This is a genomic window from Streptomyces sp. NPDC093544 (assembly GCF_040683495.1).
Classification (GTDB): Bacteria; Actinomycetota; Actinomycetes; order Streptomycetales; family Streptomycetaceae; genus Streptomyces.
On sequence record NZ_JBFBEA010000004.1, the window covers coordinates 56,998 to 71,066 of the forward strand.

At 69.8% G+C, this 14,069-nt stretch carries 13 protein-coding genes; 7 read left to right on the top strand and 6 right to left on the bottom strand.

Features of this window, described 5'->3' with window-relative positions; translation table 11 throughout:
- Window positions 1–217: 217 nt before the first annotated feature.
- The 6 genes from AB0N66_RS06465 to AB0N66_RS06490 all read left to right on the top strand — a co-directional run bounded on the left by AB0N66_RS06465 (window position 218) and on the right by AB0N66_RS06490 (window position 5,516).
- A complete protein-coding gene (locus AB0N66_RS06465; RefSeq protein WP_365429614.1) occupies window positions 218–2,110 on the top strand; it encodes a phosphatidylglycerol lysyltransferase domain-containing protein in 1,893 nt (630 codons plus the stop codon).
- A 179-nt stretch (window positions 2,111–2,289) separates the two neighbouring features.
- On the top strand, window positions 2,290–3,150 hold the full coding sequence (gene folP, locus AB0N66_RS06470; protein ID WP_365429616.1) for a dihydropteroate synthase: 861 nt from the start codon (window positions 2,290–2,292) through the stop codon (window positions 3,148–3,150).
- Window positions 3,147–3,653: a nuclear transport factor 2 family protein gene (locus tag AB0N66_RS06475; RefSeq protein ID WP_365429618.1), complete on the top strand. Its 507-nt coding sequence runs from the start codon at window positions 3,147–3,149 to the stop codon at window positions 3,651–3,653. The genes folP and AB0N66_RS06475 overlap by 4 nt, the downstream gene beginning before the upstream one ends.
- A gap of 269 nt (window positions 3,654–3,922) precedes the next feature.
- Window positions 3,923–4,282 (top strand): dihydroneopterin aldolase, encoded by a 360-nt coding sequence (folB, locus tag AB0N66_RS06480; RefSeq protein ID WP_365429620.1) that lies wholly within the window; start codon window positions 3,923–3,925, stop codon window positions 4,280–4,282.
- Window positions 4,279–4,890, top strand: a complete 612-nt coding sequence (folK, locus tag AB0N66_RS06485) for a 2-amino-4-hydroxy-6-hydroxymethyldihydropteridine diphosphokinase (protein WP_365429622.1) — start codon at window positions 4,279–4,281, stop codon at window positions 4,888–4,890. Before folB ends, folK begins: the two co-directional genes overlap by 4 nt.
- 140 nt (window positions 4,891–5,030) lie before the next feature.
- Window positions 5,031–5,516 (top strand): DUF3180 domain-containing protein, encoded by a 486-nt coding sequence (locus AB0N66_RS06490; RefSeq protein WP_365429624.1) that lies wholly within the window; start codon window positions 5,031–5,033, stop codon window positions 5,514–5,516.
- Window positions 5,517–5,573: 57 nt separating this feature from the next.
- Here the strand turns inward: AB0N66_RS06490 and folE are convergent, their stop codons facing one another.
- The 6 genes from folE to dacB form a co-directional block, all read right to left on the bottom strand.
- Complete coding sequence (gene folE / locus AB0N66_RS06495; protein WP_365429626.1) at window positions 5,574–6,179, bottom strand: GTP cyclohydrolase I FolE; 606 nt, start codon at window positions 6,177–6,179, stop codon at window positions 5,574–5,576.
- 145 nt (window positions 6,180–6,324) lie between these two features.
- Window positions 6,325–8,352 (bottom strand): ATP-dependent zinc metalloprotease FtsH, encoded by a 2,028-nt coding sequence (gene ftsH, locus AB0N66_RS06500; RefSeq protein ID WP_365429628.1) that lies wholly within the window; start codon window positions 8,350–8,352, stop codon window positions 6,325–6,327.
- Between the two features lie 187 nt (window positions 8,353–8,539).
- Window positions 8,540–9,100, bottom strand: a complete 561-nt coding sequence (hpt, locus tag AB0N66_RS06505) for a hypoxanthine phosphoribosyltransferase (protein ID WP_261704688.1) — start codon at window positions 9,098–9,100, stop codon at window positions 8,540–8,542.
- Between the two features lie 109 nt (window positions 9,101–9,209).
- Window positions 9,210–10,337 carry a tRNA lysidine(34) synthetase TilS gene (tilS, locus tag AB0N66_RS06510; RefSeq protein ID WP_365429630.1) on the bottom strand — a complete coding sequence of 376 codons (1,128 nt, stop codon included), beginning with the start codon at window positions 10,335–10,337 and terminating at the stop codon, window positions 9,210–9,212.
- A 192-nt stretch (window positions 10,338–10,529) separates the two neighbouring features.
- Window positions 10,530–11,669 (bottom strand): zinc-dependent metalloprotease, encoded by a 1,140-nt coding sequence (locus AB0N66_RS06515; protein ID WP_365429632.1) that lies wholly within the window; start codon window positions 11,667–11,669, stop codon window positions 10,530–10,532.
- 158 nt (window positions 11,670–11,827) lie between these two features.
- Window positions 11,828–13,381, bottom strand: a complete 1,554-nt coding sequence (gene dacB, locus AB0N66_RS06520; RefSeq protein ID WP_365429634.1) for a D-alanyl-D-alanine carboxypeptidase/D-alanyl-D-alanine-endopeptidase — start codon at window positions 13,379–13,381, stop codon at window positions 11,828–11,830.
- 79 nt (window positions 13,382–13,460) lie between these two features.
- On the opposite strand from dacB, the gene AB0N66_RS06525 reads away from it, so the two are divergent.
- Entirely contained in the window at window positions 13,461–13,952 is a 492-nt protein-coding gene (locus AB0N66_RS06525) for an inorganic diphosphatase (RefSeq protein WP_168529311.1), read from the top strand.
- The last annotated feature ends 117 nt before the right edge of the window (window positions 13,953–14,069 follow it).

Below are 14,069 nucleotides of genomic sequence, written 5' to 3' on the forward strand. Positions count from 1 at the left end.
CTTCCCGCGCTTTCCGTCCCGGGCCCACCCCACACCTTCGCGAGGGCCTGCCCGGCACTTTTCCTGCCTTTTGATCCGGCTTTCCGGTGAGGAGTGAACCTGGCCCCCCAAGACACCGTCCTAGAGGGCGCAATGTCGCCGGATGCCGGAATGGCACCGGAAACCAAGGTCTCTCGCAGAACCACAGGGTGCGATGTCTGTCAGGGTAGAGGGTGAAATGTCGGGTGGGGTTCCGGGCCGAATGGAGCGCACGCTACGCATAGTCCGTGGCTCGCTGGTCCGTGGTCCGCGTCCCGACGCCGTGCCCGCCCTGATCGCCAGGGCCTGCACGCTGGTGGGGCTCCTGGACATCGCCGCCGGGGTCTTCCCGCGCTTCAGGCACAGCCGTATGCACACCGCCGCCGAGGTACTGCCGGGCGCGCTCGGCCCGTTCGCCGCCGCGCTGTCGCTCAGCACCGGCGTACTCCTGCTGCTGCTCGCCCACGGGCTGCGCCGCCGCAAACGCCGGGCGTGGCGCGCCGCCGTCGCCCTGCTCCCCGCAGGCGCGGGCGCGCAGTTCGACTACCGGCACTCGCTCATCGGCGTCGTCATCTCGCTGGCTCTGCTCGCACCGCTGCTGCGCCACCGTGACGAGTTCGCCGCCCTGCCGGATCCGCGCAGCCGCTGGCGCGCGCTCGCCAACTTCGTTCTCATGGGCGCCGGTTCGCTCGTCCTCGGACTGGTCATCGTCAGCGTCCACGCGAACCGGCTGATCGGCGACCCGAGCCTGGCCGACCGCATCACCCACGTCCTGTACGGCCTGTTCGGCTTCGAAGGGCCCCTCGACTACACGGGCCCCACCTCCTGGACGGTCGCCGTCTCGCTCGGCGCGCTCGGCCTGCTGACCGCGGTCACCACGATCTACCTCGCCTTCCGCCCCGAACACCCGGCCGCCCGGCTCACCCAGGACGACGAGACCCGCCTGCGCGCCCTCCTGGAGAAGCACGGCGGCCGCGACTCGCTCGGCCACTTCGCGCTCCGCCGCGACAAGGCCGTCGTCTTCTCGCCGAGCGGCAAGGCGGCGGTGACGTACCGCGTCGTATCGGGAGTGATGCTGGCGAGCGGCGACCCCGTCGGCGACGTGGAGGCCTGGCCCGGCGCCATCGAACGCTTCATGGACGAGGCCAGGGCGCACTCCTGGACGCCCGCCGTCATGGGCTGCTCCGAGACCGGTGGCGAGGTGTGGACCCGCGAGACGGGCCTCGACGCCCTCGAACTGGGAGACGAGGCGGTGGTGGACGTCACGGATTTCTCCCTCTCCGGGCGCACGATGCGGAACGTGCGCCAGATGGTGAAACGCATCGAAAGAGCCGGTTACGAGACCCGCGTACGGCGCGTCCGCGACCTGAGCGAGGGTGAGCTGGAGCGGATCCGGCGCGCCACGGAGGACTGGCGCGGCACGGACACCGAACGCGGCTTCTCCATGGCGCTCGGCCGCGTCGGCGACCCGGCCGACGGGGACTGCCTGATCGCCACCGCCCACAAGACCGACGCGCGGCCGTACACCGGCGCGGAGCGTGGCCCGTACGCCGAACCCGTCTCGTACGCCGAACCCGGCCCGTACGCCGAACCCGGCCCGTACGGCGACCTGAAGGCCGTCCTCCACTTCGTCCCGTGGGGCACGGACGGCGTGTCACTGGACCTCATGCGGCGCGACCGCTCCGCCGACCCCGGTATGAACGAACTCCTCATCGTGGCCGCGCTCCAGGCTGCCCCCCGCCTCGGAATCAAGCGGGTCTCGCTGAACTTCGCGATGTTCCGCTCGGCGCTCGCGCGCGGCGAGAAGATCGGCGCGGGGCCCGTGCTGCGCGTCTGGCGGAGCCTGCTGGTCTTCCTGTCGCGCTGGTTCCAGATCGAGTCCCTGTACAAGTTCAACGCCAAGTTCCGCCCGCGCTGGGAGCCCCGCTTCGTCGTCTACGGCTCCTCCCGCGACCTCCCTCGCATCGGCCTCGCCGCCATGCAGGCGGAGGGCTTCGTCAGCCTCGCCCTGCCACGCCTGCTGCGCCGCAGGAGGGCTGCTCCGCGTCCCTGCGCGCACGCGGTGGCGGAGCGCAGGGTACGGACGGCGTAGGACGGCGGCCCCATGACCCGGGCGAGCCGGTGGGCGGGTACAGGTCACCTTGGGCGGGGTCTTTCGGCCGCTTCGCGGCCCGTTTCTCCCCCGCCCGGGGCGCCCCGCACCCGCCCACCGGAAGCAACCCCTGTCCACAGGGGCGAAACCGCCCGCTGCCAGAGGCCTAGGCTGGACGCATGAGCATTGAGCGCGGGCGCGGCCAAGTCGCGGGACTGCCGACGTGGGACCGCTGCGCGGTCATGGGAGTCGTGAACGTGACCCCCGATTCCTTCTCCGACGGAGGCCGCTGGTTCGACACGACGGCCGCCGTCAAGCACGGCCTCGGCCTGGTCTCCGAGGGCGCCGACCTCGTGGACGTCGGCGGCGAGTCCACCCGCCCCGGCGCCAGCCGCGTCGACGAGGCCGAAGAGCTCAAGCGTGTCATCCCCGTCGTCCGGGAGCTCGCCTCCGAGGGCGTCACCGTCTCCGTGGACACCATGCGTGCCAGCGTCGCCAAGCAGTCGCTCGCCGCGGGCGCCGTCCTCGTCAACGACGTCAGCGGCGGCCTCGCCGACCCCGCGATGATCCCGGCCGTCGCGGCGACGGGCGCCCCCTTCGTGGTCATGCACTGGCGCGGTTTCCTGGACGGCGGAAACGTGAAGGGGGTCTACGAGGACGTCGTCTCCGAAGTCGTCGACGAGCTGCACGCACGCGTGGAGGCCGTACTGGCCGGCGGCATCGCCCCCGAGAAGATCGTCGTCGACCCGGGCCTCGGCTTCTCCAAGGACTCCGAGCACGATCTGCTGCTCCTGGCCCACCTCGACCGCCTGCGCGAACTCGGCCACCCCTTGCTGGTCGCCGCATCCCGCAAGCGGTTCCTGGGCCGCGTACTGGCGGGCCCGGAAGGCGCCCCGCCGCCCGCGCGTGAGCGCGACGCCGCCACCGCCGCCGTCTCCGCCCTCGCCGCCCACCAGGGCGCGTGGGCGGTCCGTGTCCACGAGGTCCGGGCCACCGCCGACGCCGTACGCGTCGCGAGGGCCGTAGAAGGAGCCCGGTGAGCACCCCCCGCACCGACGTCGAGCAGGTCGAACTCGCCAACACCGCCTTCTACGAGGCATTGGAGCAGGGCGACTTCGAAGAGCTGTCGTCGCTCTGGCTGGCCCCGCTGGACACGGCCGACGAGGTCGTCGAGGCAGGGCCCGAGGACGAGGGCCCGGGGGTCTCCTGCGTCCACCCCGGCTGGCCCGTCCTCAACGGGCGCGGCGAGGTGCTGCGTTCCTATGCGCTGATCATGGCGAACACCGAGTACATCCAGTTCTTCCTCACCGACGTCCACGTCTCCGTCGTCGGCGACACGGCACTGGTCACCTGCACCGAGAACATCCTCAGCGGCGGGCCGGCCCCCGACGACAGCGACGAGCTCGGCCCGCTCGTCGGCCAGCTGGTCGTCGCCACGAACGTGTTCCGCCGCACGGCCTACGGCTGGAAACTCTGGTCGCACCACGCCTCCCCCGTCCTCGCCGAGTCGGGCGAGGAAGAGGACGAGGAAACTCCCGGCTGAGACGAGGACACCCCCGGTTGAGTGGGTAGGCGGTCCGCGAGCACCAGGGCGTGGTTGGAATCACGTACCCCTGGGTAGGGGCGGCTATCAACCCGTGAGCCGCCGTGTTCCCCAAGGGAAACGTCCGATGAAGCCTCATGACCGCCGACCGGGCGCGCGCCCCCACGGACGAAGACTGTCAGTGCCCGCAGGTAGATTCGTTTGAGGCCGGTGTGCCGACCGCACTCGGTACATACCTGCCCCTACCGACGATTGCAGGAGTGATTCGCGTGGATCGTGTCGCGCTGCGCGGCCTCAAGGCCCGCGGGCACCATGGCGTCTTCGCCAGGGAGCGAGAAGAGGGCCAGACCTTCATCGTGGACCTGACGCTGGGCCTGGACACCCGGGCGGCCGCGGCCGACGACGACCTGGCGAAGACCGTGCACTATGGCGTCGTGGCGGAGGAGGTCGTGGCCGTCGTCGAGGGCGAGCCCGTCGATCTCATCGAGACGCTGGCCGAGCGCATCGCCCAGACGTGCCTGAAGCACGACGGGGTCCAGGAGGTCGAGGTCTGCGTCCACAAACCGGACGCGCCGATCACGGTGCCCTTCGACGACGTGACCGTCACCATCATCCGGAGCCGAGCATGACCGCCTTCTTCACCGAGGGTCAGAGCGACCCGACCGTACAGCCGGTGCCCGCCTCCGTGACGCAGCAGGTGGACGCTGCCGACACGACGCTGCAGAACCCGAGGCGAGCGGTGATCTCCCTCGGTTCGAACCTGGGCAACCGCCTGGAGACCCTCCAGGGCGCCATCGACGCCCTGGAGGACACCCCCGGCGTCCGCATCAAAGCGGTCTCCCCGGTCTACGAGACAGAGCCCTGGGGCGTCGCCCCGGAAAGCCAGCCGACGTACTTCAACGCGGTGGTGGTCCTCAGGACGACCTTGCCCCCCTCGTCCCTCCTGGAGCGGGCACACGCGGTCGAAGAGGCCTTCCACCGAGTACGCGAGGACCACTGGGGCCCGCGCACGATCGACGTGGACATCGTGTCGTACGCCGATGTGGTCTCCGACGACCCGGTCCTGACCCTCCCTCACCCGCGCGCCCACGAGCGGGCCTTCGTCCTCGCCCCCTGGCACGACGTGGAACCCGAGGCACAGCTCCCCGGCCGCGGCCCCGTGGCCCAGCTCCTCGCGACGGTCACCCGAGACGGAGTCGCGCCCCGCGCGGACCTGGAACTCCGGCTGCCCGAGTAGTCGTTAAGGTCAGGACGACCACCAGGCGGTTGACCGAAGGGGCATTGTGGCTGCGTCTTCCCGGGCTTCCCAGGGGACAACCCCCGGCCCCCCGGCCGATACCTGTGGCAACCGGGACATGTGATCGCGAGGGGAACTGAGTGAAAGAGCTGCGCATCAGGACGCTGGCCGCGGTGTTCGTCATCGCCGGAGCGCTGTCCTGGGCAGGTGCCCGCCTGTGGAACTCGGTGGGCACGCTCCCCTCGGTCCCGCTGGCCGCCCCCATCGTCCTGGCCCTGATCGCGGTCGTCCTGCTGGCCACGGCGCTCTCGCTGCGCGCCCGCCTCAAGGCCCAGCGCGAGCGCCGCCCCGGCGCAAAGGGAGTCGATCCCCTGATGGCGGCCCGCGCCGTCGTCTTCGGCCAGGCCAGCGCCCTGGTCGCCGCCCTGGTCTCCGGTATGTACGGCGGCACGGGCGCGTTCCTGCTCGAATCCCTGGACATCCCCGCCCGCCGCGACCAGGCCATCTACGCCGGCTTCTCGGTCCTCGCCGGAATCGGCGTCATAGCGGCCGCCTTCTTCCTCGAGCGCGTCTGCAAACTCCCGGAGGACGACGACGAGAACGGCGGCACGGCTCCGGCGGTGTGACCGCGAGACGGCGGGCCGGCGTCGGAGCCTCGGGCTGCGACAGGGCCCAGCGCAGTCCTAGCGCGCCATGATGAGGCTCATCGCCTCATTGCGCGTCGCCGCGTCCCGCAGCTGGCCGCGCACCGCCGACGTGATCGTCTTGGCGCCGGGCTTGCGGATACCGCGCATCGACATGCACATGTGCTCGCACTCGACGACCACGATCACACCGCGCGGCTCCAGGATCCCCATCAGCGAGTCGGCGATCTGCGTCGTCAGCCGCTCCTGCACCTGCGGCCGCCGGGCATAGACGTCGACCAGCCGCGCCAGCTTGGACAGACCCGTGATCTTGCCGCTGGTGGCCGGAATGTATCCGACGTGCGCAACACCCCGGAACGGCACCAGGTGGTGTTCACATGTACTGAACACCTCGATGTCCTTCACGAGGACCATCTCGTCGTGCCCGAGGTCGAACGTCGTCGTCAGTACGTCCTCCGGCTGCTGCCACAGGCCCGCGAATATCTCCCGGTACGCCCGCGCCACCCGCCCCGGTGTCTCCCGCAGGCCCTCACGGTCCGGGTCCTCGCCGACCGCGATGAGGAGCTCTCGTATGGCGTTCTCGGCTCGCTTCTCGTCGAACTCGCCGATCACGCCCTCGCCGTCCAGCGTCACGGGGTCGGTCATGTGGGTCCTCGTTCCTGTGCCTCTCACGCGTGCGGGTCGACGCGTCGAACGTACGGGCATACCGAAATGCCGCGCCCCCCAGGCTAGAACCTGGGGGGCGCGGCATCCATTCCGGGCCTGGTGAGGCCACCGGGAACCGAGAAGGTCAGCTCTCGGGTCGCTCCTCCGGGACCGCTTCCGTCGCGGGGACGGACTCCGTCGCCTTGGCGATGGCCGGCGTCGCGCCGTTCGCCCCGTTCGTCAGTGACAGCTCCTTGGGGGAGAGCACCGGCGGGCGGGTGGACGGAGTACGCCGGGAGGAGCCGGTCCACGCGGGGCGGGCCGGGCGCTTCACGAGGGGAGTGAAGACCTCGGCGATCTGCTCCTTGCTCAGCGTCTCCTTCTCCAGCAGCTGGAGCACCAGCGCGTCGAGGACGTCGCGGTTCTCGACCAGGATTTCCCAGGCCTCGTTGTGCGCGTTCTCGATGAGCTTCTTGACCTCTTCGTCGACGAGCGCGGCGACCTCTTCCGAGTAGTCACGCGGGTGCGACATCTCCCGGCCCAGGAAGGGCTCGGTGTTGTCGCCGCCGAACTTGATCGCGCCAAGACGCTCGGTCATGCCGTACTGCGTGACCATCGCGCGGGCCGTGGCTGTGGCCTTCTCGATGTCGTTCGCAGCGCCCGTGGTCGGGTCGTGGAAGACGAGTTCCTCGGCCGCGCGCCCGCCCAGCATGTATGCCAGCTGGTCGAGCATCTCGTTGCGGGTCGTGGAGTACCTGTCCTCGTCCGGCAGGACCATCGTGTAGCCGAGGGCACGGCCACGCGACAGGATCGTGATCTTGTGGACCGGGTCGGAGTTCGGAGACGCCGCCGCGACCAGGGCGTGGCCGCCCTCGTGGTACGCGGTGATCTTCTTCTCTTTGTCCGACATGATCCGGGTCCGCTTCTGCGGGCCCGCGACCACACGGTCGATCGCCTCGTCCAGCATGTCGTTGTCGATCAGCTTGCCGTTGTTGCGCGCGGTGAGCAGCGCAGCTTCGTTCAGCACGTTCGACAGGTCCGCGCCGGTGAAGCCCGGTGTACGCCGGGCGACCGCACTCAGATCGACGCCGGGGGCGACCGGCTTGCCCTTCTGGTGAACCTTGAGGATCTCCAGACGGCCCTGCATGTCCGGGCGGTCGACCGCGATCTGGCGGTCGAAGCGGCCGGGGCGCAGGAGGGCCGGGTCGAGGATGTCGGGCCGGTTCGTGGCGGCGATCAGGATGACGCCGCCCTTCACGTCGAAGCCGTCCATCTCGACGAGCAGCTGGTTGAGAGTCTGCTCGCGCTCGTCGTGACCGCCGCCGAGGCCGGCGCCGCGATGACGGCCGACCGCGTCGATCTCGTCGACGAAGACGATCGCCGGAGCGTTCGCCTTGGCCTGCTCGAACAGGTCACGGACTCGGGAGGCACCGACACCGACGAACATCTCGACGAAGTCGGAACCCGAGATCGAGTAGAAGGGGACGCCGGCCTCACCCGCGACAGCACGCGCGAGCAGCGTCTTACCGGTTCCAGGAGGCCCGTAGAGGAGCACGCCCTTGGGGATCTTCGCCCCGACGGCCTGGAACTTCGCCGGCTCCTGGAGGAACTCCTTGATCTCGTGGAGTTCCTCGACCGCCTCGTCCGAGCCCGCCACATCGGCGAACGTCGTCTTCGGGGTGTCCTTGGTGATGAGCTTCGCCTTGGACTTCCCGAAGTTCATGACCCGGGAGCCGCCGCCCTGCATCTGATTCATCAGGAACAGGAAGACGACGACGATGAGGACGAACGGCAGCAGAGACAGCAGGATGCCCAGGAACGGGTTCTGCTTGGACGGCGAGACGGTGTAGCCGTCCGGGATCTGCTTGTTCTGGAACTTGTTCTGGAGACTGTCAGCCAGGGCCACGCCCTGGTTGCCGATGTAGCTCGCCTGAATCTGGGAGCTGCCTTCGACCTTCTCGCCATCCTTGAGAGAGACCTTGATGATCTGCTCGTCGCCGGTGGTGATCTTGGCCGACTCGACCTTGTTGTCATTGATCGCCTGGACGACCTGGCCGGTGTCCACTGTCTTATAGCCGCCGGACGAGCCGACGACCTGCATCAACACGACCACGGCAAGGACGGCCAGCACGATCCACATGACCGGCCCACGGAAGTATCGCTTCACGTCCATCCATACGGAGCGGTGACGCCCCGTCCCTCCTGCCATAGTGAGATTGATAAAGACTTTTAAAAACTGTTCTTCGGACGGTACCCCAGCATTGTCACCCGAAGCCGCAGGGGACTACTGGCAATCCCGTCTACGCATGCTCCAACGGCGCGAACCCCGCTGGGGTTCCCGGTCGTCTTACACGGCTGTGCTAGCCGCCGTACACATGAGGCGCGAGCGTACCGACGAACGGGAGGTTGCGGTACTTCTCCGCGTAGTCGAGGCCGTAGCCGATGACGAACTCGTTCGGGATGTCGAAGCCGACCCACTCCACGTCGATCGCGACCTTCGCCGCGTCCGGCTTGCGCAGCAGGGTGCACACCTTGAGGGAGGCGGGCTCACGCGAGCCGAGGTTGGAGATCAGCCAGGACAGGGTCAGCCCGGAGTCGATGATGTCCTCGACGATCAGGACGTGCTTGCCCTTGATGTCGGTGTCGAGGTCCTTGAGGATCCGCACCACACCGGAGGACTGGGTGCCCGCGCCGTACGACGACACCGCCATCCAGTCCATGGTGACGGGGGTGGACAGCGCACGTGCCAGGTCCGCCATGACCATCACGGCACCCTTGAGGACACCGACGATCAGCAGGTCCTTGCCCGCGTACTCCGCGTCGATCTTCGCGGCCAGTTCAACCAGCTTGGCGTCGATCTCTTCCTTGGTGATGAGCACCGACTTGAGGTCGGTGCCCATGTCTTTCGCGTCCACCCGCATCACTTTCGGTCGTCCGTCCGAACTTTTCCGGCGGCCGCTGGAACCGCTCGCGACCCGCGTGAGAGGGCCCCGGGGAACCGCGTGAGCGGTCCCGGTCGAGGGTCCGGATTCAGCCTTGCCGAATCACCAGTCTGCCACCCTGGCGCTGGGCGACGACCTTGCCCGGGAGATTGATGGCTCCCTGGCCGCGCCAGCCGGTGATCAGTCGGTCGACTTCCTCGATGTGCCGGGCGAACAGCGAACCGGCCGGGGCGCCCGCCTCGATGGCGGCACGGCGCAGGATGCGGCGGCGTACGGCGGGCGGCAGGGCGTAGAGCTTGGCGCACTCCAGGAGGCCCGCTGCGTCCCGTACGGAGGCCTCTGCCTGGCTGGCCCAGGCGTCGAGGGCGTCGGCGTCGTCGCGGGAGAGCTGGGCGGTACGGGCGAGCGCCTCGACGACTCCCTTGCCGAGCGCCTTCTCCAGGGCGGGCAGGCCCTCGTGGCGCAGCCGGGAGCGAGTGTAGGCCGGATCGGCGTTGTGCGGGTCGTCCCAGACGGGCAGCGACTGGACCATGCAGGCCTTGCGAGCGGTCTGCCGGTCCAGGAACAGGAACGGGCGCCGGTAACGGCGGGCGGCCCCCGGGCCCCCGGAAACAGCCGCCATTCCCGACAGGGAGCGGATGCCGGAGCCGCGGGCGAGGCCGAGCAGGACGGTTTCGGCCTGGTCGTCGCGGGTGTGGCCGAGCAGGATCGCGGTGGCGCCATGGCGTTCGGCGGCGGCGTCCAGGGCGGAGTACCGGGCGTCACGGGCGGCGGCCTCGGGCCCGCCTTCGCGGCCCACGGTGACGGCGACGGATTCGGCCGGGTTCAGCCCCAGTTCGGTGAGGCGCAGGACGACCTCGTCGGCGCGCACGTCGGAGCCGGGCTGGAGACCGTGGTCAACGGTGATGCCGCCGGCGCGGATGCCGAGTTTGGGGGCTTCGAAGGCGAGGGCCGAGGCGAGCGCCATCGAGTCGGCGCCGCCGGAGCACGCGACGAGCACCAGTGGCCTCGGCTCGTGCGGGGGTGCCGGAGGGGTGTCGGGGGCGGGCGAGCGCCTGGTACCAGGAGCGGGTACGCGCTCGGCGGCGGACGGGCGCGCGGTGTCCGCGGCGGGCGTGCGCCTGGTGTCGGGGGCGGGCGTGTGCTCGGTGAGGATGTCGTGGAGTACGCGGCGAACCGCCAGGCGTATCGCCGCGACCGCAGGATGGGGACCCATGTCCGGTTCCCTTCATGAAGTTTTCGGGGGGTTAACCCGGTATCGGTCACTCAGAGTGTGTAGATGGTGACAGAACCGGGCCGTTCCCCGAGCATTGCACGCCTACGCATGCCCCACGGTCCCTCGGACGGGTGATTGGAGGGGCGTTTGCCTGCCGTCGGCCGGATTCGCTTCACGACCCCCACGTAAGGTTCACGACTCTGTCTTGCGATGCACCCGCGCGACCCAGTCCGCCGGTTTGGCGATCTCCGTCTTGGTCGGGAGGGTGTTCGGGGAAGTCCACACACGGTTGAACCCGTCCATGCCGACCTCCTCGACGACCGCCCGCACGAACCGCTCGCCGTCCTTGTACTGCCTCAGTTTGGCATCCAAACCAAGCAGCTTGCGCAGGGCCAGGTCCAGGCGGGAGGCCCCCTTGGCACGGCGCTGCTGGAACTTCTCGCGGATCTCGGCGACGGACGCCACGACGTCAGGACCGACGCCGTCCATCACGAAGTCCGCGTGGCCTTCCAGGAGCGACATCACGGCGGTCAGCCGGCCGAGGATCTCCCGCTGGGCGGGCGTCTGCACGATCTCGACGAGCGAGCGGCCGCCGTCGTCCTCCTCGCCCTCGGGCCGTCCACCGGCCAGCGACTGGGCGGCTTCGCGAATACGTTCGAGGACTGTCATGGGGTCGACCTCGGTCTCCCCCAGGAACGACTGGATTTCGCCCTCCAGGTGGGCCCGCAGCCAGGGCACGGCCGTGAACTGGGTGCGGTGCGTCTCCTCGTGCAGGCACACCCAGAGGCGGAAGTCGTGGGGCTGTACGTCGAGTTCGCGCTCCACATGCACGATGTTCGGCGCGACCAGGAGGAGCCTGCCGCCGCCGCTCGGGGAATCAGAGGGGCCCCCGGCGGGCAGCTCACGCGTCGCCGGGGCGAAGGTCTCGTACTGGCCGAGGACCCTCGACGACAGGAACGACAGGAGCATGCCCAGCTCCACGCCGGTGACCTTGCCGCCGACGGCGCCGAGGACGGCTCCGCCCGGGGTGCTCCCCCGCCGCTCCTGCATCTTGTCCAGCAGAGGCTTCAGGACCTCCCGGAACCCTGCGACGTTCGCCCGCACCCAGCCGGGGCGGTCCACGACGAGGATGGGGGTGTCGTGGGTGTCCTCCGTACCCATCCGGGTGAAGGCCCGGACGTGCCCCTCCGAGGCTTTCGCGTGCCGCCGCAGCTCCGCGACGACCTCTCTGGCCTCGTCGCGGCTCACCTCGGGGCCCGGACGTACGAGCCGTGTCGCGGTTGCCACCGCGAGATTCCAGTCGACCATCTCGGCACCACCGATGCTCGTCATGCGTCAACCGTACGTGAGCGGGTCCGGCTGCGGTTAGAGGTACGGGGTCCCGGTCGCCCTCCGCCTTGGTGCGGGCGGTGCGCTTGATGCCGTGTGGGTCGGCAGGGGCCGGGCTCTGCTCGATCGGTGCCCGGCACCGTGGGCGCAGCGGTGACCGACTACCTGCAACCGCACCCCGCCAACGCCGTAGCCGTACGGTCCAGAGCCGCCTGGGCCGCTTTCGGCTCCGGCGGACGGGCCTCGTCGGAGGTCAGGAAGGCGAAGGCGAGGAGGCGGCCGTCGGTGTCGACCACTGTGCCCGCCAGGGTGTTCACGCCTGTCAGGGTGCCGGTCTTGGCGCGTACGACGCCTGTGGCGGAGGCGTCGGTGGCGTAGCGGTCGCTGAGGGTGCCGGTGAAGCCGGCGATGGGGAGGCCCGTCAGGACGGGGCGGAGTTCGGGGTGGGCGGGGTCTCCGGCCTTCGCCAACAGCGCGGTGAGCAGGTCGGCCGTCAGCTTGTCGGCGCGGTTCAGACCGCTTCCGTCGGCGAACTTCACGCCGGAGACGGGGAATCCGAGCTTCGTCAGCTGCAAGCCGATCCCCCTCGCGCCGCCCTCGAAACTCGCCCGCTGGCCTGTCGCGAGAGCGACCTGTCGGGCCAGTGCCTCCGCGATGTCGTTGTCGCTGTTCGTCAGCATCCGCTCGACGAGGGTGGACAGGGGCGGCGAGGAGACCGAGGCGAGGGCCTGGGACCGGCCCGTCGCCTTCGAGGGACCGGGGGACGTCGTCTTGATGCCCTTGGCCTGGAGCAGCTTCGCGAACTCCCTGGCCGCGTCCCCCGCCGGGTCCTCGCTGCGCGTGGCCGTGCCGCTGTCCGAGTCGTCGGTGCGGCCCTCGTCCACCATCAGGGCGGTGACCGGTGCGAGGTTGGGGTTGGCGCCGATGGGATGCACGGTGGCACCCGAGTAGAGCGAGGTGTCGTACGAGAGCGTCACCTGGGACAAATGGCGCGCCTTCAGGGCGGTTGCCGTCTCGTCGGCCAGGGTCCGCAGGCTCGCCCAGCCCTTCGCGTCCTCGCGGGCGGACAGGGTCGGGTCGCCGGCACCGACGAGGACGACCTCCTTGGTGTCGGGCTCCAGGACCGCGCGCGTGGTGATGCGTTGGTCGGCGCCCACCGCCGAGAGCGCGGCGACGGCGGTGGCGATCTTCGTGGTGGAGGCCGGGGTCTGGGCCTCGCCGGCGCCCTTGCCGTACAGCCGCTTGCCGGTCGCCACGTCGACGACCACGGCGGTCCGCTCCGCGCCCAGGGCGGGGTCTTTCAGGAGCGGGTCGAGGACGTCCGCGAGCGCCTTCTCGGCGGGTGCGGGCACCGAACCGTTGGAGGTGGAGCCGCCGAGTCCGGTCAGTACGGTGGCGGCGCTGGGCGCGGGACGGGGCCCCGTAGCGGACGTAAGGCCGTGATCTGTGCCACCCTCGCCAGCCCGCGATGCCGCCCAGTCGCGCTCCGCCGTACGCTGACCCGAGGAGTCCCAGGGACCGGCCGCGGCCACCGCCCCGGCCGCGAGCGCCAGGCCCACGGTGGCGGCGACGACTGTGAGCTGCGGGGTCGTGAACTTGACTGGACGCGGCCGCACGGCTTGGGTGATCCGCGCCACGTGCGGTTTCACCGAACTCGCGAGCCGCACCACATGCGGTCTTGCGGCCCGCCAAACCCTCACCTCTGGCACGACCACCAGCCCCTTTCGCGATCACACACCTGCGTGAGGGACACTTAACCACCAGAACTATGTGCTGATCATGGAGGAGCCACCGGTGGAGTTCGACGTCACGATCGAGATTCCGAAGGGTTCGCGGAACAAGTACGAGGTGGACCACGAGACCGGTCGGATCCGCTTGGACCGTCGACTCTTCACCTCGACCAGTTACCCGGCCGACTACGGATTCGTCGAGAACACCCTCGGCGAGGACGGCGACCCGCTGGACGCGCTGGTCATCCTGGACGAGCCGACCTTCCCCGGGTGCCTCATCCAGTGCCGCACGATCGGCATGTTCCGTATGACGGACGAGGCCGGCGGCGACGACAAGCTGCTGTGTGTCCCGGCGCACGACCCCCGGGTGGAGCACCTGCGTGACATCCACCACGTGTCGGAGTTCGACCGCCTGGAGATCCAGCACTTCTTCGAGGTCTACAAGGACCTGGAGCCCGGCAAGTCCGTCGAGGGCGCCAACTGGGTGGGCCGCACGGAGGCCGAGGCCGAGATCGAGCGTTCTTACAAGCGCCTCAAGGAGCAGGGCGGCCACTGAGGCCCTCCCGCTTCCGTTCGGGCCGCGCGATCCTGAGGGGTCGCGCGGCCCGTTCGCGTATCCGTACGCATACTGAGGCATACGGAAGGTACGGAAGAGGCGTACGCGCACACGCAC